General features: G+C 44.4%; 23 protein-coding genes. 17 read left to right on the forward strand and 6 right to left on the reverse strand.

Annotated features, from left to right (window positions below; all coding sequences use genetic code 11):
• Position 1: 1 nt before the first annotated feature.
• Complete coding sequence (locus BK026_RS03340) at positions 2 to 622, reverse strand: nucleoside triphosphate pyrophosphatase (RefSeq protein ID WP_071814536.1); 621 nt, start codon at positions 620 to 622, stop codon at positions 2 to 4.
• A gap of 153 nt (positions 623 to 775) precedes the next feature.
• Here BK026_RS03340 and yceD point away from each other — a divergent pair, with 153 nt between their 5' ends.
• The 14 genes from yceD to BK026_RS03410 all read left to right on the forward strand — a co-directional run bounded on the left by yceD (position 776) and on the right by BK026_RS03410 (position 12,238).
• Positions 776 to 1,309, forward strand: coding sequence for a 23S rRNA accumulation protein YceD (gene yceD, locus BK026_RS03345; RefSeq protein ID WP_014976324.1), 534 nt, complete (start codon positions 776 to 778; stop codon positions 1,307 to 1,309).
• A gap of 3 nt (positions 1,310 to 1,312) precedes the next feature.
• On the forward strand, positions 1,313 to 1,483 hold the full coding sequence (rpmF, locus tag BK026_RS03350) for a 50S ribosomal protein L32 (RefSeq protein ID WP_012518206.1): 171 nt from the start codon (positions 1,313 to 1,315) through the stop codon (positions 1,481 to 1,483).
• A 15-nt stretch (positions 1,484 to 1,498) separates the two neighbouring features.
• Positions 1,499 to 2,524 (forward strand): phosphate acyltransferase PlsX, encoded by a 1,026-nt coding sequence (plsX, locus tag BK026_RS03355; protein ID WP_071814537.1) that lies wholly within the window; start codon positions 1,499 to 1,501, stop codon positions 2,522 to 2,524.
• On the forward strand, positions 2,521 to 3,486 hold the full coding sequence (locus BK026_RS03360) for a beta-ketoacyl-ACP synthase III (protein ID WP_071814538.1): 966 nt from the start codon (positions 2,521 to 2,523) through the stop codon (positions 3,484 to 3,486). The genes plsX and BK026_RS03360 overlap by 4 nt, the downstream gene beginning before the upstream one ends.
• 70 nt (positions 3,487 to 3,556) lie before the next feature.
• Positions 3,557 to 4,486, forward strand: coding sequence for an ACP S-malonyltransferase (fabD, locus tag BK026_RS03365; protein WP_071814539.1), 930 nt, complete (start codon positions 3,557 to 3,559; stop codon positions 4,484 to 4,486).
• A 9-nt stretch (positions 4,487 to 4,495) separates the two neighbouring features.
• Positions 4,496 to 5,236 (forward strand): 3-oxoacyl-ACP reductase FabG, encoded by a 741-nt coding sequence (gene fabG / locus BK026_RS03370; RefSeq protein ID WP_071814540.1) that lies wholly within the window; start codon positions 4,496 to 4,498, stop codon positions 5,234 to 5,236.
• A gap of 199 nt (positions 5,237 to 5,435) precedes the next feature.
• Positions 5,436 to 5,675, forward strand: coding sequence for an acyl carrier protein (gene acpP, locus BK026_RS03375; protein ID WP_012518211.1), 240 nt, complete (start codon positions 5,436 to 5,438; stop codon positions 5,673 to 5,675).
• Positions 5,676 to 5,755: 80 nt separating this feature from the next.
• Positions 5,756 to 6,994 carry a beta-ketoacyl-ACP synthase II gene (gene fabF / locus BK026_RS03380; RefSeq protein WP_071814541.1) on the forward strand — a complete coding sequence of 413 codons (1,239 nt, stop codon included), beginning with the start codon at positions 5,756 to 5,758 and terminating at the stop codon, positions 6,992 to 6,994.
• A gap of 233 nt (positions 6,995 to 7,227) precedes the next feature.
• The gene (pabC, locus tag BK026_RS03385; RefSeq protein ID WP_071814542.1) at positions 7,228 to 8,079 is read left to right on the forward strand and encodes an aminodeoxychorismate lyase; all 852 of its coding nucleotides are present in this window, start codon (positions 7,228 to 7,230) and stop codon (positions 8,077 to 8,079) included.
• Positions 8,080 to 8,183: 104 nt separating this feature from the next.
• Positions 8,184 to 9,203, forward strand: coding sequence for an endolytic transglycosylase MltG (gene mltG, locus BK026_RS03390; protein WP_071814543.1), 1,020 nt, complete (start codon positions 8,184 to 8,186; stop codon positions 9,201 to 9,203).
• Positions 9,204 to 9,261: 58 nt separating this feature from the next.
• The gene (gene tmk, locus BK026_RS03395; protein WP_071814544.1) at positions 9,262 to 9,936 is read left to right on the forward strand and encodes a dTMP kinase; all 675 of its coding nucleotides are present in this window, start codon (positions 9,262 to 9,264) and stop codon (positions 9,934 to 9,936) included.
• Positions 9,936 to 10,823, forward strand: a complete 888-nt coding sequence (locus BK026_RS03400; protein ID WP_071814545.1) for a DNA polymerase III subunit delta' — start codon at positions 9,936 to 9,938, stop codon at positions 10,821 to 10,823. The genes tmk and BK026_RS03400 overlap by 1 nt, the downstream gene beginning before the upstream one ends.
• 63 nt (positions 10,824 to 10,886) lie before the next feature.
• Positions 10,887 to 11,666: a TatD family hydrolase gene (locus tag BK026_RS03405; protein ID WP_071814546.1), complete on the forward strand. Its 780-nt coding sequence runs from the start codon at positions 10,887 to 10,889 to the stop codon at positions 11,664 to 11,666.
• Between the two features lie 14 nt (positions 11,667 to 11,680).
• Complete coding sequence (locus BK026_RS03410) at positions 11,681 to 12,238, forward strand: pyridoxamine 5'-phosphate oxidase family protein (RefSeq protein ID WP_083574994.1); 558 nt, start codon at positions 11,681 to 11,683, stop codon at positions 12,236 to 12,238.
• A gap of 75 nt (positions 12,239 to 12,313) precedes the next feature.
• Here the strand turns inward: BK026_RS03410 and BK026_RS03415 are convergent, their stop codons facing one another.
• The 3 genes from BK026_RS03415 to BK026_RS03425 all read right to left on the reverse strand — a co-directional run bounded on the left by BK026_RS03415 (position 12,314) and on the right by BK026_RS03425 (position 18,032).
• The gene (locus BK026_RS03415) at positions 12,314 to 12,946 is read right to left on the reverse strand and encodes an SDR family oxidoreductase (protein ID WP_071814548.1); all 633 of its coding nucleotides are present in this window, start codon (positions 12,944 to 12,946) and stop codon (positions 12,314 to 12,316) included.
• Positions 12,947 to 13,115: 169 nt separating this feature from the next.
• Complete coding sequence (locus tag BK026_RS03420) at positions 13,116 to 16,007, reverse strand: ligand-binding sensor domain-containing diguanylate cyclase (protein ID WP_256253658.1); 2,892 nt, start codon at positions 16,005 to 16,007, stop codon at positions 13,116 to 13,118.
• Between the two features lie 204 nt (positions 16,008 to 16,211).
• The gene (locus BK026_RS03425; RefSeq protein ID WP_071814550.1) at positions 16,212 to 18,032 is read right to left on the reverse strand and encodes a M2 family metallopeptidase; all 1,821 of its coding nucleotides are present in this window, start codon (positions 18,030 to 18,032) and stop codon (positions 16,212 to 16,214) included.
• A gap of 142 nt (positions 18,033 to 18,174) precedes the next feature.
• On the opposite strand from BK026_RS03425, the gene BK026_RS03430 reads away from it, so the two are divergent.
• Both BK026_RS03430 and BK026_RS03435 read left to right on the forward strand, forming a co-directional pair.
• Complete coding sequence (locus BK026_RS03430) at positions 18,175 to 18,555, forward strand: gamma-glutamylcyclotransferase family protein (RefSeq protein ID WP_071814551.1); 381 nt, start codon at positions 18,175 to 18,177, stop codon at positions 18,553 to 18,555.
• 11 nt (positions 18,556 to 18,566) lie between these two features.
• Positions 18,567 to 18,932 (forward strand): DUF4870 domain-containing protein, encoded by a 366-nt coding sequence (locus BK026_RS03435; protein ID WP_071814552.1) that lies wholly within the window; start codon positions 18,567 to 18,569, stop codon positions 18,930 to 18,932.
• A gap of 769 nt (positions 18,933 to 19,701) precedes the next feature.
• Here the strand turns inward: BK026_RS03435 and BK026_RS03445 are convergent.
• Positions 19,702 to 20,466 (reverse strand): SDR family NAD(P)-dependent oxidoreductase, encoded by a 765-nt coding sequence (locus BK026_RS03445; RefSeq protein ID WP_071814554.1) that lies wholly within the window; start codon positions 20,464 to 20,466, stop codon positions 19,702 to 19,704.
• A 44-nt stretch (positions 20,467 to 20,510) separates the two neighbouring features.
• Positions 20,511 to 21,425, reverse strand: coding sequence for a haloalkane dehalogenase (locus tag BK026_RS03450; protein ID WP_071814555.1), 915 nt, complete (start codon positions 21,423 to 21,425; stop codon positions 20,511 to 20,513).
• 246 nt (positions 21,426 to 21,671) lie between these two features.
• Between BK026_RS03450 and BK026_RS03455 the strand changes: the two genes are divergently transcribed.
• Complete coding sequence (locus BK026_RS03455) at positions 21,672 to 23,801, forward strand: 3-hydroxyacyl-CoA dehydrogenase NAD-binding domain-containing protein (RefSeq protein WP_071817470.1); 2,130 nt, start codon at positions 21,672 to 21,674, stop codon at positions 23,799 to 23,801.
• The last annotated feature ends 69 nt before the right edge of the window (positions 23,802 to 23,870 follow it).

Below are 23,870 nucleotides of genomic sequence, written 5' to 3' on the forward strand. Positions count from 1 at the left end.
TTTACTGTGCAGCCATCGCTAATAAATCCACATCGAAGTGTGCGCCCAGTAATTCATTTAGCAGCATAATAGGAAGACCTATTAAACTGTTAGGGTCGCGGCTTTCTATTTTATCAAACAGTAATACGCCCAAACCTTCGCTTTTAAAACTGCCGGCGCAATCAAGTGGCTGCTCTTTATTTACATAGGCGCGAATGGCAGCTTTACTGTTATGCCGAAAGAAAACGCGTGTTTCATCTACCTGCGTTATCGTTTTATTGGCACTAGGTTGGTGAAGACAAAGTGCGGTATAAAATGACACTTGTTTACCTTGGCATGCCAATAGCTGATTTACTGCATTTTCGACCGTACCTGGTTTGCCAAGTAGCTGCGGGCCCGCATCGGTTTGTACCAAAGCCACTTGATCGCTACCAATAATAATGGTGTCGCTATTTACTTTTTTTAATTCAGCGGCAACCTTGTGCGCCTTTTGTTCGGCCAAACGTAAACTTAATGCCGTAGGGCTTTCGTTTGCAAAGGGCGTTTCGTCAATATCTGGTGCGTGGGTGTCTACCTGAATACCAATGTTGGCAAGTAACATTTTTCGGTATTGGGATGATGAGGCAAGAACAAGGGAGGCCACAATTACTCCTTTTATAAAATCAACGTGTTGCGTACTTTCAGTTAATAGCGCAATGTTACATTATCACAGCGTGCGACATACAGTGTTTTATTATAGGTTAAAACGCAATTTTGCTTTGACAGGAAGGGGTTGACCCTATATCATGCGCGCCCTATGCAGAAAGTGAAACTCCCTCATTCGGTTGAACCGACTAAAAGTGCCATGAAACGTTCCGATTACCGGGGCGTGATTGCGTCTAAAGATATGGAACGATTGAGTGAAGCAGTTGTCCGATGCAATGACTATGTGGACGCAGAAGTACAGTTCGAAAAAGACGCGCAGGGTCTTACTGTCTTTCACGGCCATCTAGCCACGCAGGTAACACTTATCTGTCAAAGGTGTAATGGTGAACTCGATTATCCCGTGGAAGCGGAATTCTGTTTTACTCCAGTGCAGGGAGAAGAACAGGAAAGTGATGACATCATTCCCGAGGCTTACGAACCGGTAGAGGTCAACGACCACGGAGAAGTTAATCTGCTTCAAATTTTTGAAGACGAGCTACTGTTATCTTTGCCTATTGTGCCCCTTCATGCAGAGTCGGAGTGCACAGTTAAGCAAGACGATATGTCGTTTGGAAAGATTGAACCGGAACAAGAGCGACAAAACCCTTTCGCGGTTTTGAAAGAACTTAAGCGAGACCAGGAGTAAGTTATGGCAGTACAACAAAATCGTAAAACGCGTTCTAAGCGCGGTATGCGTCGCTCACACGATGCATTGACAGGCGCGACTTTGTCTGTCGATTCAACGTCGGGCGAAACTCACCGTCGTCACCACGTGACCGCTGACGGTTATTACAAAGGCAAGAAAGTAATCGGCGCGTAATACGGCGACTACATTTTGTCTAAACTAACCATCGCGTTAGATATCATGGGGGGCGATCATGGTCCCCCTGTTATCCTTCCCGCAGCCGTAAAGGCAATTCAACTTCACCCAGACGTGCACTTCACGCTATGCGGTGATGAAGATACCATCAAAGCAGGTATACAGCCCCTTACCAACGCTGAACGCAACCGCGTTACTATTGTGCATTGCTCACAAGTGGTTGAGATGGGCGAAGCGCCAACGTCAGCGCTACGAAATAAAAAAGATTCTTCTATGCGTCGCGTTATTGAACTTGTCGAAAGTGGCGAGGCAAACGCGTGCGTAAGCGCAGGTAATACCGGTGCACTGCTTACCCTATCATTCTATTTGCTTAAAACCTTATCAGGTATTGATAGGCCCGCACTCATTAACATGATGCCTACGACAGGGCACCATAACGTATTTCTTTTGGATTTAGGCGCTAACGTAAATTGCACGCCTGAAATACTTTTCCAATATGGCGTGATGGGGTCAGTGCTTGCACAAGAAGTGGCAGGAATTGAGTCGCCACGCGTTGCTTTGTTAAACGTGGGCGAAGAAGAAATTAAAGGTAACGCGCAGGTAAAATCTGCCGACCAGCTTTTTAAAGACGCGCCAGGCATAAACTATATTGGTTACGTTGAAGGTGACGACATTTTCACCGATCATGCCGATGTGGTGGTAACAGACGGTTTTACCGGAAACGTGGCGCTTAAATCGAGCGAAGGGCTGGCTAAGCTAGTGATAAACGAAGTAAAGCGCCAGTCTCAGAAAAACTTTTATACCCGATTATTAGCAAAAATTGCCTTCCCATTACTGAAATCTATCTATAACAGCGTGAACCCCGACCAGTATAACGGTGCGAGTCTGATAGGATTGCGCGGCATTGTTATCAAGAGTCACGGAAATGCACAAAAAGACGCCTTTTATTACGCCATCGTGCAAGCAATGAAAGAAGCAAAAATGCATTTGCCTGAAAAGATAAAGACAAAGATAGAAACGGTATTGTTGGAGCAGCTTTGAGCAAATATTCACGCTTTATAGGAACAGGTAGCTATTATCCCAGCGACGTGCGTACAAACGCAGATTTAGAGCAAATGGTGGACACCAGTGACGAATGGATCACTGACCGTACCGGGATAAAAGAGCGACGCATTATTGGAGCAGATGAAACCGCTGCTACCATGGGGGCAGAAGCCAGTAAAAAAGCCATCGAAATGGCTGGCATTGACCCGAAATCTATCGACATGATTGTGTGCGCTACCACAAGTGGTCGCTATGCGCTTCCAAGCACAGCATGTGAAATTCAACGCATTCTTGATTTAGACGGTATTCCAGCATTTGACGTGGCTGCTGCATGCGCAGGCTATTGTTATGCGTTAAGCGTAGCTGACCAGTACATCAAATCGGGAATGGCTAAACGCATTCTTGTGATCGGAACCGACTGCTTAAGCCGTCTAATAGACCCAGAAGACAGAACTATGGTCATTCTGTTTGGTGATGCCGCAGGTGCGACCATCATTGAAGCCAGTGATGAACCTGGTATTTTATCTACACATATTCATGCCGCAGGTTCATACGGCGACTTGTTGTACGTAGGTAATCCAACCCGTGGTGATGAACAGTCAGTTCACGAAAACTGGGGAGTGATGCGCGGTAACGAAGTCTTTAAAGTAGCGGTAACCAAGCTTTCAGAAGTGGTTGAACAAACCCTTGCTGCGAACGGTATGCAAAAATCTGATCTTGACTGGTTAGTACCTCACCAAGCAAACTTTAGAATTATTAAAGCGACAGCTAAAAAGTTAAATATGTCTCTTGATCAAGTTGTGCTTACGTTAGAGCAGTATGGTAATACTTCTGCTGCTACCGTTCCCACAGCGCTTGATACCGCTATTAGAGACGGACGCATTCAACGCGGACAGCATTTATTACTAGAGGCATTCGGAGGCGGATTTGCATGGGCGTCAGCGCTTGTACGCTATTAGCCTTGCGATGATGTATGTTAACTTCGACGTATTCTCGTTTCTAGTAAACTAAAAATAATAAGGAATCGACATGACAAAGACAGCCTGTGTATTTCCAGGACAAGGTTCTCAAAGTGTGGGCATGCTAAAGGAACTTGCTGAGACTTCTCCTATTATCGAAGCAACGTTTAAAGAAGCCTCTGACGCACTTGGATACGACCTGTGGGATTTAGTCCAAAATGATGCAGACGGTAAACTTAACGAAACCCATATCACTCAGCCAGCGTTGCTTGCAGCGAGTGTTGCAATTTGGCGTGTTATTCGCGAGCAGGGCATAGACGTAGATTACCTAGCGGGTCACAGCCTTGGTGAATACTCAGCATTAGTATGTGGCGGCGCCATGGATTTTGCTGATGCTATCAAGCTTGTAGAAGCTCGTGGTAAATATATGCAAGAGGCTGTACCGGCTGGCGCGGGTGCTATGTATGCCATTATCGGGTTAGACGACGCGTCCATTGCTGATATATGCCAGCAAACTGCTATTGCTACGGGCGATGTGGTTGCGCCGGTAAACTTTAACTCTCCAGGCCAAGTGGTTATTGCAGGGGAAAAGAATGCAGCAGAGCAAGCCGCTAATGCATGTAAAGAAGCGGGCGCAAAACGTGCACTTCCTCTAGCGGTAAGCGTTCCTTCACACTGCGAATTAATGCGTCCTGCAGCAGATAAATTAGAAGACGCGTTATCGTCATTGAACGTTAATGAGCCTGCAATCAATATTGTGAATAATGTTGATGTCACTATTGAAACCCAAGGTGATGCAATCAAGAACGCGTTAGTAAGACAACTATATTGCCCTGTTCAATGGACGCGTACTGTTGAATATTTGGCGGCAGCGGGTGTTGAGCGCGTTATTGAAGTAGGTCCAGGTAAAGTACTTACCGGACTGAATAAACGTATTGATAAGAGCCTAGCGTCTCTTGCAGTTAATACACCTGATAGTGTTGAAGCATTAAAACAATAAGGAAACGCAATGAGTCAATTAGACGGTAAAGTTGCGCTTGTTACCGGCGCAAGCCGAGGTATAGGCAAGGCGATTGCCACGCAGCTTGCTCAGCAAGGTGCTACAGTTATCGGAACGGCAACCAGTGAAAATGGCGCGCAAGCGATCAGTGATTATCTTTCTGAATTCGGGGGCAAGGGTTTTGCGCTTAATGTCACCGACAAAGAAAGCGTAGATACAACATTAAAAGCAATTAACGACGCATTTGGTAGCATCGATATTTTGGTCAATAATGCCGGTATCACACGTGATAATCTGCTAATGCGCATGAAAGATGATGAATGGCAGGATATTATCGACACCAATTTAACCTCGATTTTCACGCTGTCTAAAGCGGTACTTCGCGGTATGATGAAGAAACGCTGTGGTCGCATTGTAAATATTGGTTCAGTGGTGGGCAGTGCGGGTAATGCCGGACAGGCAAACTATGCTGCGGCGAAAGCAGGGGTTATTGGTTTTTCTAAATCAATGGCACGTGAAGTGGCTTCTCGTGGTATTACCATTAACGTTGTAGCGCCAGGTTTTATCGATACTGATATGACCAAAGCGCTGACCGATGACCAAAAAGAAGCCATTTTCAAAGATATTCCGGCGAACCGTTTAGGTGCGCCTGATGAAATTGCAGCCACTGTTGCCTTTTTAGTGAGCGATGGTGCAGCCTATATTACAGGCGAAACTATCCACGTAAATGGTGGTATGTATATGGGGTAAATTCGCAAAAATTGCGAATTTTCCTTAGTTTGGGGTGGTATTTACCCGAACTTGGATGTAAAAATAGTATTTTACGAATTTCGAATGTCGCTGGTTTGACCAGAAAATTTGTTTAAACTGGTGCTTGCAAGGATGCACCTTGCAAAATAAACTAGCGGCACTTTTATTATCTAGTGACGTTTAAGGGAAACCTAGAATTATGAGTAACATTGAAGAACGCGTTAAGAAAATCATCGTTGAACAACTTGGCGTGAAAGAAGAAGAAGTAAAAGCAGAAGCTTCATTCGTTGACGATTTAGGCGCTGATTCACTTGACACTGTTGAGCTAGTGATGGCTTTGGAAGAAGAATTCGACACTGAAATTCCTGACGAAGAAGCAGAAAAAATTACTACTGTTCAGTCTGCAATTGACTACATCAACGCTAACAAAGACGCTTAAGTCTTAAGTAGCGACAAAGCGGCTCTTATTACAGAGCCGTTTTTGTATCTCCTACCTTAGTTCCAAAGCGAGGGCTTTTTGTGACAAAACGTCGCGTAGTGGTTACTGGTCTTGGAATGCTTTCACCATTAGGTCTCAATAGCGAAGACACATGGCGCAAATTGCTCGCGGGCGAAAGCGGCATCGGTGAAATCACCCATTTTGATTGTAGTGACTATTCAACCCGTTTTGCAGGTCAAATTAATGATTTTGATCCGCAGGAATACATTGAAAAGAAAGAAACCAAGAAAATGGACCGCTTTATCCAGTTGGGTATAGCAGCAGGCAAGCAAGCCTTGGCCGATTCTGGTTTAACGATTTCACAAGATAATGCGCATCGCGTAGGTGTGGCAATCGGTTCAGGTATTGGTGGCTTAGAGCAAATTGAACAAAACCACCTCAAACTTACCAATAGCGGTCCTAAGCGCGTTTCGCCGTTTTTTGTACCATCAACCATCACTAATATGATCTCCGGTTTTTTGTCAATCATAGAAGGACTGAAAGGCCCTAATCTAAATGTAGTGACGGCGTGTACAACTGGTGTTCACAATATTGGTATTGCAGCAAGAACAATTGCGTACGGCGATGCAGACGCCATGCTAGCCGGGGGCGCTGAAGCCTCTATTACTCCGTTGGGAATGGCAGGCTTTGGTGCTGCGAGAGCATTGTCAACGCGCAATGAAGACCCTAAAGCCGCAAGTCGTCCTTGGGATAAAGATCGTGACGGCTTTGTCATGGGTGAAGGCGCAGGCGTTGTTATGCTCGAAGAGTATGAAGCTGCAAAAGCACGAGGTGCGAATATTTATGCTGAACTTGTTGGGTTTGGTATGAGTGGCGATGCCTATCATATGACATCTCCACCCGAAGATGGTGAAGGTGCAGCCGCATCGATGCAAAATGCGATAAATGATGCGAATATAGACGCCAAAGACATTGGATATATAAACGCTCATGGCACATCAACGCCAGCAGGTGATGTAGCAGAAGTCGCGGCAGTCAAGCGCGTTTTTGACAATCACGCCTATAATTTGCTTGTTAGCTCTACCAAGTCAATGACTGGTCACTTACTGGGTGCTGCCGGTTCAGTTGAGGCAATTTTCACTGTTTTGGCACTGCGTGACAAAATGGCGCCGCCAACCGTTAACTTGGATGAGCCAGGTGAAGGCTGCGACTTAGATTTTGTTGCACACAAAGCAAAAGCATTTAGTGAAGACTATGCGCTGTGTAATTCATTTGGGTTTGGCGGTACGAACGGCTCATTGATCTTTAAGCGTATTTAATATTGCGTACTTAACGCGGTGCAAGTGAACTTCACGCAGAATTAAAAGGCAGCTTCGGCTGCCTTTTTTGTTTATACGGTTAATTGAAATAACAAAAATCAAAAATGCCTTGCCTACTTAATTATGGGTAGTGTTCTATGCGGATTAGTATAAATCAAGTGAGCTATACGTTGTCTGGCCACCGCAAGTTGGTATACTTCAACTACAAGAACAATATCGAACAAGAGTAGGCAGTGAGAATAATCCCTAGCACTACGCCTATTTCACCGAGTGACAGGGCGTTTAATTACGGAGACGGTGTGTTTACCACATTGTTGGTGAACGAACACATAGTACAATTATTGCCTTATCATATTTCTCGTTTAGTACACGATGCAGCGGCCATCAAACTGACTATTGATACCCACACGCTTGAGGCGGCTATTGCTGAACATGTTAACGCGATCAAACTTGCTTCTAGCGAGAACGCTTCATCTAAATATGTACTAAAAATCCATGTTTCTGGTGGTCAGGCGGGTAGAGGCTACGCACGCAGCGAAAACAGTGAAGCACTTATAAGATTTAGCCATCACCCTTATCCAAGTCATTACGATAGTTTGGCTAATCAAGGTGTTAGTGTGATTTGTGCTCAAACACGGTTGGCTATTCAGCCTTTACTTGCGGGCGTTAAGCATATGAACAGGCTAGAGCAAGTTTTAGTTAAGCACGAAGTAGATGAAGCAGGTGTTGACGACGCTATTGTTTGCGATACACAAGACAACATAATTGAAGCGAGTGCTGGAAATGTGTTTTTCCACTTCAATGAGCAATGGTATACCCCTTCTTTGAAAGGAAGCGGCGTTAATGGTGTTGTCAGGCAGTGTCTTATTGATTCTCTGTTAAATGACAATAATTCGCTTCATGTGGGGGACTATGACCTTTCTTATTTGAGAAGATCGAGTGCAGTGGTAATAACCAATGCGCTAGTGGGCGTTATGCCGGTGCAGCAGATACGGATGCCGGATTTTTCTTATGTCGAATTTGATGTACAAAGCGATGTAATTGTTGCGCTAAAAAAACGACTTGAAAATGTGCTTAAGCACTAGCAATGCGGAGGTATTAAAGCATGCGCATTATCTCGCTAAAAACGTTAACACACTTGCAGTAAAAAAATGGAACAGATAAAAATGCCGATAGGAGAAGTTCAAGCATGAAGCGGATAGTAACTATTCTATTATCTCTTGTTATGCTTGTCGCTGTTGGGGGAGCTTGTAGCGTAATGTACGTTTCAAGCAAGGTTACAAATGAATTAACAGTAGAAAGTGAGACCTTATTTACCATTGAAAACGGCAGCAATGCTTATCGCACTGTCAAACACTTACGTAACGTAGGTATGACTGATGTACCGCCGTTTGTCGCTAAGATCTGGCTTAAATTCTTTGCAGACAGTACGTCCGTAAAGTCTGGGACTTATATGCTGCGCCCTGGTCAGTCGCTGGCGGATGCTTTTACCCTTTTTACTGAGGGGAATGAGCATCTATTTGCAGTGAGTTTAGTTGAAGGACTAACCCTTGCTCAGTGGCTTGAGGTGCTTGAACAAAATAAAGATCTGGCGTTTGATTTAAATGAAGAGAAATTAAATCAGCTTACTCGAAATAATGGCGTTGACTGGTGCTGCGATAATGTTTCGCAGACCGAAGGCGTGTATCTGGCTGACACTTATTTCTTTACCAAAGGCACAGCAGCCAGTGAAATTTTAAAAAGAGCGCACCGTGCGTTAATTGAGTTTCTCGAAAATGATTGGGAACACCGAAATGCCGATTTACCATTAGCGACGCCTTATGACGCACTTATATTGGCCAGTATCATAGAAAAAGAAACGGCTGTGCCTGAAGAGCGTGACATGATTTCTGGCGTATTCGTCAATAGATTAAACAGAAATATGCGTCTTCAAACTGATCCTACCGTGATTTATGGTATTGGTCCCACATTTGACGGAAACATTACCCGTAAGCATCTGCGAACGGCTACACCTTACAATACCTATGTAATCAAGGGGCTTCCACCTACGCCCATCGCGATGGCAGGCAAGGCAGCCATTCACGCTGCGCTGCATCCACTTACAACGGATGCTCTATACTTTGTGGCGAAGGGCGATGGCAGCCACCAATTTTCTACTACGCTAGCTGAACATAATGCAGCTGTGCGAAAATACCAGTTAAAACGATAGCCGTATTGATGCAGACAATCGATACGTTATAGCTAAATAGAATAGAGTTTAGAAACTAATGCGCGGAAAGTTTATTGTAGTTGAAGGTCTTGAAGGGGCAGGAAAAAGCTCGGTTATAGGGCTTATTGTTCAAGCCTTAGAAGATGCGGGAAAACGCGTTGAGCAAACTCGTGAACCGGGCGGCACACCCATGGCAGAAGCCATTCGAGAATGTGTTAAGCACGATTGGGATGAAACCGTCAGTGAAGAAACAGAACTGCTTCTTATGTATGCAGCTCGGGTTCAGTTACTCACCAATAAAATCTTTCCATCTCTTGATAATGGTGCGTGGGTAGTAGGTGATAGACATGATTTATCATCTCAAGCCTATCAAGGTGGTGGTCGAGGCGTGAGTGAAAAAACAATGGCAGCCATCAGCGACATCGCTCTTAAAGGGTTTAAGCCAGACTTAACTATTTATCTTGATGTCGAGCCTGCCGTTGGACTGGAGCGAGCTCGTGGGCGCGGGGAGCTAGATCGCATTGAGCAAGCGGGGCTGGCCTTTTTTGAGCGTACCCGTGCTAAATACTTGTCTCTTGCGAAGCAAGATGAGTCCATTGTTGTGGTAAGTGCAATGCAGGCGATGGAAAAGGTTCATCAAGACGTGATTGCTATTATCAACGACTACGTAACGGCTTCAACTAGCGAACGCAATGGCAACACCCACAATAACAGCCAGCAGGAACAAGGCTAATGCACGTACTACCTTGGTTTGCTGCAACGTTCTCAACGCTAATCTCGCGATATATTGCAAAGAAATTACACCATGGCTTATTGCTTACAGGGCCAAAGGGAATTGGAAAATACCAACTCGCGCTAGCATTGAGCAACACGCTGTTGTGTAAGCAGCCAAGTATTGATGGCCCCTGTGAGCAGTGTCAAAGTTGCCACCTGAGGCAAGCCGGAAACCACCCTGACATTCATGTTTTAGAAAGTGAAAAGCAGCTAGGTGTGGATAAAATCCGTGAAGGTATTACCAAGCTTTCAGGTACTGCACAAATGGGAGGAAATAAAATATTGCTAATCCCTCGTGCTGACTGGATGACTGAAGCGGCTGCTAATGCACTGTTGAAAACCTTGGAAGAGCCCACAAATAATACCTTCCTGTTGCTGGTCACTGACAGTATCAATAAAATTATGCCAACCATCTTAAGTCGATGTGAGCGGCAGATACTTTCGCTACCATCAGTATCAGAGAGTTTGAACTACTTAAACGCGAAAGGCGTAGAAGATGCAAATGAAGCATTACTAGCTGCTTATGGCTATGCCCCCCTTCGTGTAGAAGAAGCACTTTCTGGTGAGGAAGACATTAGCTATCGCAATTTTAGTGATGGAATGCAGGCGCTCCTAGCAGGCGATGCAAATTTGCAAGCACAAACGCTTGCAAACAAGTGGCAGGACAATGCGTCTCAAATAGCATTGTGGTGCCAGCAAATGGCCCATGACAAGTATATAAAACGTCAACAGACTGTTGATTTTAAACGTTATAAAGCGTGTGTTGATGCAGTTAGAACGCTGCAGCATGCAGGCGTTAACAAATCGATGGTACTTTTTGGGTTACTAAAACAATTTCAACGTTAGTGGGCAATCGCGGGCTTGTTAAGGCCCTTTTGTCTGATAACAATTTCCAAAAACAGGTGTAGTTTGTTCGTAGATTCTCATTGTCATTTAGACCGACTTAAGCAAGGGCCAGAAGAGCTGGCTGAAACCTTAAATTTCGCAAGAACCCGGGGTGTTGAACACTTCTTATGTGTGTGCGTTTCTGTTGCTGATTACGACGGTATGCTGGCAGCCGTTAGTCAGTTTGATGACGTTTCAGTATCTTGTGGTGTTCACCCTTTGCATCAAGATGAAGCTTGCAGCTATGAGGAATTGTTAGAGAAAGCGCAGCGTGATGAAGTCGTAGCCATTGGCGAAACCGGGCTCGATTATTTTTACAGTCCAGAGAGTAAAGAGATTCAGCTAACGTCCTTTGTCGACCATATCAAAGTAGCTAACGAAACTAAAAAGCCATTAATTATTCATACACGGGATGCAAGGGAAGACACCATCAATTTGCTTCGCGAACATAAAGCTCCACACACCAAAGGTGTTTTGCATTGCTTCACTGAATCATTGGAAATGGCGCAGGCGGCAATAGAGATGGATTTTTATATTTCTATTTCTGGCATCGTAACCTTTAATTCAGCCGATGAATTGCGCGAGGTGGTTAAAGCGATCCCTTTAGACCGACTACTTATTGAAACCGACTCTCCGTGGCTTGCACCTGTTCCTCATCGCGGTAAACAAAACCAGCCTGGATACGTAGTAGAAGTAGCCGAGTTTATTGCAGCACTCAAAGGCGTTTCGGTATCTGACTTAGCGCGTATTACTACTGAAAACTTTTATACATTGTTCTCTAAAATAAAAGGCAAGGTGTCATAAGCGAGGAGAGATATATGGCTCAGTGGCGTCAGAATTTGGTAAAAAGTTTGCACCAATCTAAAAGTATGCCTGAAAGTCGCTATTTTCAGATGGCGACCATAGACGCTCAAGGCTTTCCGTGCAATCGCACGGTAGTATATCGAGGTATTACTGAACACAATCAAATAGAAGTGATATCGGACACGCGATCAGATAAATTTAATCACTTGTCGAATAATCCAATATCGCAAGTGTGCTGGTACTTTTCCAAAACTCGCGAGCAATACCGCTTTACTTGCCGTGCCAGTATAGTAACGCTGCGCGATGATCCTGATATGTTGAAAAGCCACTGGGCAAAACTATCGGACGCAGGTAAAAAACAATTTTTGTGGGGTAGGCCTGGAACGCCGCGGAACACAGGCGCCCCTTTAAACATTGAAGGAGACTTCAACTGCATTCCCGAGCACTTCTGTGTCATTTTACTTTCAGTTGAATTTGTGGACTATCTGTCGTTACGTGGTAACCCTCAATACAGAGAGCAACATCACAAGGATGCTGAAGGGAATTGGGTATGCCAATCAGTTATTCCATGACGATCACTGTGGTGTGTATTTGTAGCAATTAATAGTCTAGAAAAGAGAGGCGAAAGCGCCTCTCTTTTTTGGTTACTAGAAAATGTGCGCTATCGGAGTATCACCTTTAAATAGGTGCAGTATAACATTCGTGTCATCAACTCTGCTGGTGGCCTCTACTAAAGCAGTAGCCACATCCTCTCGTGGGATAACCGCTTTATTCTTATCAGTGGGTACTTCAGTTGAGACAAGGTGTGTGCCTGGCTCGTTCAACAAGCTTCCAGGGCGTAAAATAATGTAATGTAGACCACTATTCTTTAAATGCTCATCGGCCATGTGTTTCGCCACAAGGTATGGCTTTATCTCTGAATCGACAGCGTCTGGGTCTCCAGCGCCAATAGAGCTAACCATTATAAACGTGGTCACGTTTGATTCCTTAGCATAGTTGACAGCATTTCTTGCCGCCCAAAGATCGATAAGGAGTGTTTTCTCTGGGCCAGTACTTCCACCCGAGCCGGCAGTAAAAATGACGGTATCAACGTCATCGAAATGTTGGGAGAAGTCTTTTTCTAGGTCTTGTTCAACAACCGTAAAGTTGTCGTTCTTAATATCAGCGAGTTTATCTGGGCTTCTCACAGGGGCCTTGACCTTATGCCCCGCATCAAGCAGTTTTACAACTGCTTGTTTGCCAATTTGCCCGGTTGCGCCAATTACTAATACATTTGCCATATGTGGTCATCTCCTTGAATGTAAGTTTCACTATATGTATGAGGCTTTTCAGATAGCGATCAAAAACATCGACGAAACGCATGCAGCATCGCTGAACGACTAGATGAACGGCTATATGTACCGAAAGCACTCGACTACAGGTGCGAAGGTGTGGAGGGTATAAAGATAATTATTGAATTACCGCGTTTCTTCCTGACGCTTTTCCTTTATAAAGCTTTTTATCAACAGCATGAATGCATGCCTCAACGCTATGAAACCCGCGAATGTCTGCTACACCACAGGTTATAGTTGAATCGATAACGTGAGGTGGCGCAGAAAGGGGAGTATCCGCTATTTTTTTGCGCAATTTTTCGGCAACCCAATATGCCTCTTGATTGTTAAGTGACGGGAGAAGTACTAAAAACTCTTCGCCGCCCCACCGCGCGATTATGTCCCCCTCTCTCAAGTTGTCAGTGAGCAAACTAGCAATTTGAGTGAGTACGGCGTCGCCAACAAGGTGGCCAAATTCATCGTTAATACGCTTAAAGAAATCGATATCTACAATCAGCAAGGAAAAAATATGATTATGCCGTTTGTAGGCCTGCCATGCTTCCTGAGCTCGCTCAGTAAAATAGCGTCTGTTCTTTAAGCCAGTTAACGCGTCCTGCGTAGAAATTAGCGTTAGCTTTTCTACGACTGCCTCAAGGTCTTTTGTTTTTTCGTCTACTTTTAGCGCAAGCTCTACAGAACGGCTTTTTAATGATGCTATGCGCATCCACACAAAAAAGAAAGCAATGCTAAGAATGCAAAGTAAAAGTATGCCTCTCCACATAGGCTCGTCGTACCAGGGCGGAATAATAGTTATTTCAAGTTGTGCTTGTTCGCTACTCCATTCATTATCTTTATTTATTGCCTTAACAGTGAAGCGGTAATAGCCTGGATCTAAATTTGTATAGGTTGCTACGCGTTTTTTATGAGAGGAATACCGCCAGTTAGACTCAAAATCAGCAAGTTTGTAAGCGTAACGAATTTCATCGGCGTTAATGAAGTCAAGCGACGCAAATTCAATTGAAAAAGAAATATCATTTGGGCTCAACGTGATAGGTTTTGTCACGTCGACAAATCGCTGTGTCATAGAACCATTAGATTCGTCTTTACTAATAATCTCTACGGAAGTTATGCGAACGTTTGGTTGCCATGGCGACGAGAAAATATCTGCAGGCTGAAATTCTGTAATGCCTTGAGAACCGCCAAATAGAATAGTGTTTGATGGAGTTGTTGCTACTGCTCCAATATAGTACCCCATTGACGAAGCACCATGTTCTGTACCGAAATAAGAGAACTTTGACAAATCAGGTGAAAGATAAGCTATACCTTCAATCGTTGAAATCCAAAGGCTGTAATCTTCGTCCTCTACTATAGCGCCTATTGAAATATCACTTATCCTACTTTCAGGTTTTATTTGCGTGACTTTCAGTGTATTAAAATCTTCACCTTCGATTGAGAGGAAAAACAAGCCTTGTGATTGGGTACCTATCCAGAAGCCTCCGCGTCGTGACTCCGAAATCCACGTTACAACGGTTTGGTCATCAAACGCGTCGGTATAGTCACCAACGTCGATTAGATCCCCTGTTTTTTTATCAGCGAAAAACAGGCCAGTAACCGTACTAAGCCATGCTTTATTTCGACTGTTGAGTAATATGCGTGTTGTTAACGAAAGCGGCCACTGCCTTACTACGCGGTCTTCACTGGGCCTATAAATGAAAACGCCATCACTGTAGCCTCCGTACCAAATATCGCCTTCATCATCGACGCTAAGGGTATACCCGGACTTGCCTTCAAGCGCCACTATGTCGAGTTTTTGTTCTTTTTTATTTAGTTTTGCAAGGCCAGTGCGTGTTGAAACCCATACATCTTGCGTCAATTTGTCGTAAAAAACACTGAGCAGTCGCGCTTCGCCTTTTTCTTCGTCGTCAAAACCGCTGGTATTAAAAGGACCTTTAATCTTCTGACTTTCAGTGTCATAGAGCCAAAGTCCATTTTCAGCAGTTAACCATACTTCTGCTCCCCCCGTTGACGAGAGTGACGATATTATTCGGCCATCTTCGATATCTCGAGAATTGAAGTTGCTCGTCAAAGGGTTTCCGATTAAGAAACCATTGTCCTTTGTACCAACAACAATGAGATTTGAATCAGTCCTATACAACCTTGATATTCGTTCAGAAAGTTTATTTTTTTCGCTAAGAGAAACGTTGACCGTCGACTGCAAAGAAGACGAAATAGCATTCACCCCCTTTTCAGTGGCAACCCAAATTTCGCCAGTGGAATGAAGCAGAATGTCGTTTACATAGTTTGCGGTTAAACCATGTTTTTCGCTGATACACGCATTTTGTAGGCTAGTAGGGATTTTATTTGTTTCTATAAAGCATATGCCATAGTCTGTTGTGCCTAAGGTAAACTTTTTTTTGTTCATCGTCACGATGCGCGTTAAATTGGCGCCTTTAAAACCGACAAATTGCAATTTCTTTTTAATGGTGTCTAATTTATAGAGGCCAGATGTCGTAGACACATAGACAGTGTTACCTACGAGCGCTAAATCTGTAAGTGTACTGGTTGAACTTGGTAAGCTCGCGACATAGGAAATGCCGTCTATGCTCTCTGAATATTGATACAAGCCACGTTCGGCAACAAACCATAGCGTTCCGTCCGATGTTCTCTTTATTCGATTGATAGGGGTCGTGCTAAAGCTGTCCGAGGAAGGGAGTGAAAAGTGATCAAAGGTTTCAGTATCCACATTTATGCGGCTTAAGCCACTAAAGCCGCCTATCCAAATGTATTGACCGTCTTGACTTGATTCTACCTGAAGTGCAGTTAGCGTTGGTAAACCTGTCGATTTGTCTTCTTTCCACTTACCAAAATATTTGAAGGTATACCCGTCAAATCTATCCACGCCAGATTGAGAGGCTATCCAAAGAAACCCATGTTTGTCTTGGGCAAAATCTGCTACTGATAGATGTGAGATACCGCTATCAACATCGAATGCATGGAATGCGGGAGAGTGGTGAGTATAGGTCGATGGCACACCACTTTTCGCTATAAAAAAACTAGCGAATATAAAAGCACACGTTATTAAAAAGTGATGCATGGTTCTTATAATTTGGCCTTCAATAACTCAACGTTACGTGATTGATATAAAGATTCAATGGTACGAAAGTAGCAAAATATCAACAGCCTCACAAATAGGAGGCTGTTGGTTTTTTGGTGACTACGGTTTATACGTTAAATACTACCATCCGCATTGGCGATTTGCGTTTTGCTCATCCAGCCATACTTTGAGTGGCGCGAAATAATCAGCGATGGTGCTAGCATCCATTTCAGGTGAGCCTGTAAGTGTCTGAAGTGCATTTTGCCAAGGCTGACTCATACCCATTTCCAACATGTTATTCAGAGCCTTACCGGCTTCTTCACTGCCATAAATAGAGCAGCGATTCAGTGGGCCTTCGTCTCCAGCGATATCACATAATGCCTTGTGGAATTGGAATTGAAGGATATGCGCTAGGAAATAACGGGTGTAAGGAACGTTAGCTGGTACGTGATATTTCGCACCTGGGTCAAAGGCGTCGGCATCACGTTCTACAGGTGCCATCACGCCTTGATACTTCTCTCTTAATTCCCACCAAAGCTGGTTGTATTGTTCAGGTGTTACTTCACCTGACATTACTTTCCAGCGCCATTGGTCTACCATTAAGCCGAAAGGAATAAAAGCAATCTTATCAAGAGCAACCTGCATCAGCATGCCAATATCGTTCGAGGCATCTGGGATTTCGTCAATGAGATTTATTTGTTTGAGGTACTTAGGTGTAATGGAAAGGGCAATGGTATCGCCAATAGCTTCATGAAAACCGTCATTGGCTGAACCACGATAAAGAAGCGGCTGATTTTTGTACGCTCGCTGATAGTAGTTATGACCTAATTCATGGTGAATAACATTAAATTCTTCGCCCGTCTTTTGAATGCACATTTTAATTCGAAGATCGTCTTTATCGTCTAAATCCCAAGCCGAGGCATGACACTGAACGTCACGTCCTTCGGGCTTTTGAAACATAGAGCGTTCCCAAAAAGTATCGGGTAGTTCTTCGAAGCCAAGTGAAGAGAAAAATGACTCGGCCTGTTTAACCATAGCGATTTCGTCATAGCCTTGCGCAGCCAATGCGCCGGTAACATCAGGCACTTTCATTTCTTGTTGAGGCTTAACGATATCGTAGATGTTACCCCAGGTCTGGGCCCACATATTTCCTAATAAATGTGCAGGAATTGGCTTGTCTTGCGGTACTACATCTTCGCCGTAGTGCTCACCTAATTTTGCTCTTACATGACAGTGTAGCGACTCGTAAAAAGGTTCGACTTGTGTCCACAGACGATCTAGCTCCTTCGGAAAGTCGTCTGCAGGCATGTCGTATTTGCCACGCCATAAGGCGCTTACGTTTTCAAATCCAAGTTCTGCAGCACCTTCGTTGGCCAGTGATACTTGTTCAGCATAAAGTGGCGCCATAGGTTTTGATACTTCACGCCATCCTGTCCAATACTCTAACAGTTTATCGGCGTCGCGAAGGGTGGCCATTTCAGAACTCATTTCAACTAAGCTCTTACAGTTGCCGTCATCACTGCAGTATTCTCCCGAGCCGTACATGGCACTAAGCTCTGAGCCTATTTTGGCCAGACGCTCTGCCTTTTGGGCATCTGCAGGAGGTGGCATAGTTAAGCTGTTTTTAAGCAAGTCAAGCTGCCTGCGAGTATCAGCATCAACCTCTACATTATTAAATTTAGCAGCTTCTTTTGCTAACTTTGCAACCTTTGTTGAAAGCACCTCGTTGAAGTAGGCGCTGACTGCAGCAGTATCGAAGTTTATATTGGTGGCATAGCTCCACTCTGCGTGCGCCGCGGGAACCTGCATTTTTGCTATATCATCTTGGGCTTGCTGTAAGAACTGTTTTGCATCTTGTGCGGTAAGTTCTGGTTGAATTTCTGTCCGAGTAGTACTTTCACCACATCCCATAAGTGATAGGCTGACCACAGCGGCTATCAGAGTGCGTTTATGATTGAGCATACGTTGTCCTTTAATTATTTTGATTTTAACGTGAATCGACGTTCACATAGACATGCGATAGCATTGTGTAACGCTGCGTAGCGTTTGTAAAACAGATTTTGAAAACCGCCTGCTTGGCAAGTGTTTATCTAAAGGTAGAGTAATGCAAAATAATGACGCTGATGCGCTTGTAAACTTGCGTCCAGAAAACTTGTTTATTTACGGGAGCCTTGCTCCCGGATGCCCGAATCACCATATCGTTGATCATATCCAGGGGGAATGGCAGCCTGGTACTGTTGAGGGATACCTAGTCCCAAAAGGGTGGGGAGCAGCTATGGGGTTTCCAGGAATCGTTGTAACAGGCTCCACAAAGCCAAAAGAAAAGGTAAAAGGCATGATGCTGTCGTCTTCTCAACTTAGGGATAACTGGGCCATGCTGGATGATTTTGAAGGTGAACAATATGAACGCATCATTGTTCCTGTTAAGCTAGAAAGCGGTCACATTGTAGACGCCTATATTTATCAAATAAAACCATCGAAATAGTGAGGGAATTTATGTCAACGGACGAACCGGTTTATTGGGGGCTTAATCCTCGAAGCTATTGCACACTGATACACGTTTCTCAATTATCAAGCATTGTTATTCCTGGTCTGGGTATTATTTTACCGATTGTGCTTTGGATTGCGCATAAAGATCAAAACGAAGATATTGATCAGCACGGTAGAGTGACGGCAAATTGGTTACTGAGCTTACTCGTTTATTCAGTTATTTGTTTTATTCTTACCTTTATAATAATTGGCGCGTTTGGTTTTATCGTCATTGGTTTGTTGAATATTATTTTCGCAGTAGTTGCAGCAGTTAAGGCAAATAGGGGCGAGTTGTGGGCTTATCCACTGAGTTTTAAATTTTTTAAAGTGTAACGCACGTGTAGTCGTCAATATCGTGTATCTGCGTAATTTATCCCATCGCGGACACTGCGACCGCTATGGTAAATAGTATTGCAATATGTCTTGGTTTTAACAGCATACACACCTCATCAGATGTTGTTTACAGCTAAAGACTAGTGAGAAAAATGTAATGGCGCTATTCTCAAATAGTCTAAAAAGCCACTACTGTCGTTATTGTCACATTTCTTTAAGAGGTATTTGAACTGGTTGTTGAAAGGTCGAGCGTACTAGGATGTATTGTCTCTATTTCTTTGAATCAAAGTTCTTATTGGGCAAAACACTGTGAAGAAGAAATCGTTGGTGGGGATGCGTTTTGCTGGCGTTGGCTGAAGGAAGAGGGCGTTTTACTGTGTTTATGGCGAGTTGATTATTTACTCGATGCTTTTTCGTAACTGTAGTGTACTGCAAATCAGATACGAGAGTGACCGGAAGCGAAGTTTCCCCTGAAAAGCTTACAGTTGACCAAGCTACTGCACTAAGGAGTATTGCCACACCTTTTTGTTTTCTAAGCATAATCATGTTCGTTTACTTAATTGATTTAACAAAGTTATGTGTGAGTGCGCTGTGGAGGAAGGATGACGATAAAGGCGGTTGCACTCGCCTTGACCGTCGGTTTTGTTTGTTCCTGTTTAGTACACCTGAAACAAAGTAAGAACTAAACATTCTGTGTTATACTAGGGTATCTATATCCATACCTATCAACGGTGGATGCGAGGGTTTATCTTTCAGGTTTAACAACGGGTTACCAAGCTGTAACGCCGCCATCTACAGCAATCGTTTGCCCATTCATGTAGCTGTTTCCAGGTGATAGCATAAGCATCATAGTATTAACGATTTCTTGTGGTTCGCCTAATCGTTTCATAGGGCTGCCCAAGCCAAGCTGCTCTCTTGCTTCAGGAGTGTTGTAACCGTCAACGTTTAATATATTTGTTGGGCTATAGAATGGGCAAATAGCGTTAACGCGAACATTTTTACGACCGTATTCCACAGCAGCAGTTCGGGTTATACCTGACACAGCGTGCTTTGCAGCTGCATAAGCGCCACCTTTCGGCGCACCGCCTAACCCTGCTAATGAGCTTACATTTAAAATATGGCCTTGCTTTTGTGCCAGCATAACGGGTATCTGGTACTTCATTCCAAACATTACGCCTTTTACATTTACCGCAAATTGGGAGTCCATAATTTCCTCGGTCATCTGATGAATTGGCGCTGGGTTATGCGCTATACCCGCGTTATTTACCGCAATGTCTAGTTTGCCAAACGTTTCCGTTGCCTTTTCAACCAAAGACTTATTTAGTTCTTCGCTGGCAATATTACCCGCAATCACCACAACATCAGTGAGTGCTTTTACATCATTTTTCGTTTCTTCAAGGGCTGTTTCGTTGATGTCTGACAGAACGAGTTTTGCGCCTCGGCTGGCAAGGCCTAGCGATAATAGCCGGCCAAATCCACTCCCTGCACCCGTAATTAATACTACTTGGTCTGAAAAATCGAGTAGTGCGTCCATGATGGTCTCCTATTAGTGACTGATTAATGCGTTTTGAAACGTGACTAGTTCAGCTGTGTTTGATTTATAAATTGAATGAGTAAATTAGCAAGCAACTCCCCTTTATCTTCCTGAATAAAGTGACCTCCGTTCTCTACAAGTGTATGGGCCATACCATCACAACCAGGAACGAGCTTCTTAAATACGCTGTCGCCACCCTTAGTGACAGGATCGCTATCACCGAAAGCCGTTATAAAGGGTTTGTTGTACTGTTTTAGCTGTTCCCACGCTTGTCTATTTGCCTGTGCCTCAGCACTGTCTGGACTTGTAGGAACAAGAAGGGGGAACATACGTGCACCAGCTTTATAGCTTTCGTCTGGGAAGGGGGCGTCATAGGCTGCGAGAGTTGCTTCGTCTAGTTCAGTTGTCGTAGCATTTTGAATAATTGTCGATGTCGGAAAAACCGGTACGTCCTGGGAGAACCTACGCCATTTAATAAAAGCATCGCTTGGCGCATGGTCGCCAGTAGGCAGTCCTGTGTTCGACACCATTACACCCGAAAAACGCTCAGGCATATCGGCGACAAGTCGCAGGCCCAGTAGGCCTCCCCAGTCTTGACAAAATAGGGTAACAGGGCCTTTCGTAACCTGCGTAAACCAGTCTTTCATCCATATTACGTGGCGCGCGTAGGAATAGTCTTCTTTTCTAGTAGGCTTATCCGAGCGTCCAAAACCAATAAGGTCTGGTGCTAAAACATTGAATCCCGCCTCGGCCAATATGGGCATCATCTTGCGATATAAATAGGCCCATGTAGGTTCTCCATGCATTAAAAGTACGGTATGCCCATCTTCAGGACCACATTGATAATGCGCCATTGTTATTTCACTGCTAACTGTGTCAGTGATTTCAGTGAAGCAGGGTGCGTAGGGAAAATCAGTAATCTCCTTAAAAGCACTCTCCGGTGTTTTAATCACTTGCATGGCCAATCATCCTTATTGTAAATAAAATGTAATCAGTTTTGCTATCTAGTTTACAAAAACACCGGTTTTAAATTCTGTCAAATAATCCTTAGGTGAGAAGAAACACGGTCTGCGTTAGAAAATGAATTTACAAGGGGGCTAGCGCTAAATATTAAATATTATGATGTATGTCTATAACATCAATAAACTTGGATGATTGGCATCGCTGCAATAACATCGAGTTAACGTGATAAACAGGACATGGTTATGACAGAAATGGGAAATAAAGCCGTAGATTACGCAGTACAACAAGGCGTTGCCACACTAACAATGCAAAGCGCGCCAGTAAATGCGCTGTCACGCGCTATTAGAGTAGGGTTGATAGAAGGCATAGACAGCGCACTGAATGACGATAGCGTAAGTGCTATTGTTATTACGTCTTCACTTCCTATTTTTTCAGGCGGTGCTGACATAAGCGAGTTCTCTGGTGGCGATTTGTCTCCCATGCTGCCTGAGGTATTAGATAAGATTGAAAATGCGTCTAAGCCGGTTGTTGCTGTTCTCCCTGGACCAGCATTCGGCGGTGGCTTAGAAGTGGCGCTAGCGTGTCATCATCGCATCACCTTCGCCGACAACAAAGTCGGTTTACCTGAAGTCAATTTGGGTATTTTACCAGGCGCAGGCGGTACTCAACGCCTTCCTCGTTTAGCTGATGCTCAAACATCGCTGGAAATGATCGTAACAGGCAAGCCAACGTCGGTGGTTAAGCTTCCCGGTGTCTTCGACAAAATATCTGATAAGCCCGAGCACTTGCTTGAAGATACAAAAGCGTATTTGCAAGCATTAACACCAGATAAAGCAATAAAGCGTACTAGCGACATCACGTTGACGATGTCTGATCAAACACAAACGGTGTTTGATGCAGTAACAGCACAAACCAAGAAAGCGGCGCGTGGTTTCTTTGCGCCTCTAAAATGTATTGAAGCGGTGCGTGGTGCCTACACGCTTGCTTTTGAAGATGGCCTTAAAAATGAAGGCAAGCTTTTCATGGAATGCATGAATACGCCACAAGCGCGCGCACAACAGCATTTCTTCTTTGCTGAGCGCGCGGCAGGCCATGTAAGTGATTTTGATAAAAACACCCTAGAACGCAGTATTGAAAAAGTTGCCATTATTGGTGCCGGGACAATGGGCGGTGGTATCGCGATGAACTTTGCGAACGCCGGTATTCCAGTCACTATGCTAGAGCTTAAAGAAGAAGCGCTAGAGAAGGGGTTAGCGCTCATTAGAAAGAATTACGAAAACTCAGCGAAAAAAGGCAAGTTAACCCAAGAACAGGTTGAGAGCCGGATGGCCCTGCTTACTGGAACCACATCCTATGAAGATTTAGCGGATGTTGACCTTGTCATAGAAGCCGTGTTTGAAAAAATGGAAGTTAAGAAAACGGTATTCTCGACGCTAGATAAAGTGTGTAAGCCGGGTGCTATTTTGGCATCGAATACATCGACGCTGGATATTGACGAAATAGCGACGGCCACATCGCGCCCTGAAGATGTGATTGGACTTCACTTTTTCTCGCCGGCTAATGTTATGAGGCTGCTAGAAGTAGTTAAGGCCGAAAAGACTTCCGCAGAAGTCATTAAGACTTGTATGAAGATGGCTAAACGCATCAAGAAAGTGGCGGTATTAGTGGGCGTGTGCTTCGGGTTCGTGGGTAACCGCATGATTGAGCCCTACGGCCGTGAAGCTAACCGCTTGTTGCTTGAAGGAGCAACACCTGAGCAAGTTGATCGCGTTTTAACCGAGTTTGGCATGCCAATGGGGCCGTTCACTATGGGCGACATGGCTGGATTGGATATCGGTTACTATGTACGTCAATCTCGTCAAGAGCACATTGCTCACGACCCTGCTTACGGTGCTGTAGCAGACCGCTTGGTAGAGAAGGGACGCAACGGACTCAAAACCGGACGCGGTGCTTACAATTATGAACCCGGCAGTCGCGTACCTATTCCAGACCCCGAAGTACTAGAAATAGCAAAGCAAGAGGCGCAGCGCTTAGGCGTGGTTCAGCGTTCAGACATAAGCGATGAGGAAATCCTCGTTCGCGTGTTGTACTCCTTGATCAACGAAGGTGCTGCCATCTTAGAAGAGGGCATTGCAGCTAAATCTAGCGACATCGATGTGATTTACGTTTACGGCTATGGCTTCCCTGTATATCGCGGAGGCCCTATGCAATACGCTGACGAAGTAGGTCTTGGCACTATTTTAGACAAGTTAACTACCTATCGAGATCAATTAGGTGACTACGGAAAAATGTGGCTTGAACCCAGTGATTTACTGGTGAAATTAGCACAAAGCGGCGGTACTTTTAAAAGCTACAAGCCGGAGCAGTCGTAGATTGCGGTAGCGAGAAAAATAGACGAGCAGTACAAGCATAAGTGTTCGTCTATTTAAATCAGGATTTGG

Origin of the sequence: Alteromonas sp. V450 (assembly GCF_001885075.1) — a bacterium.
In the GTDB taxonomy this organism is placed as follows: domain Bacteria; phylum Pseudomonadota; class Gammaproteobacteria; order Enterobacterales; family Alteromonadaceae; genus Alteromonas.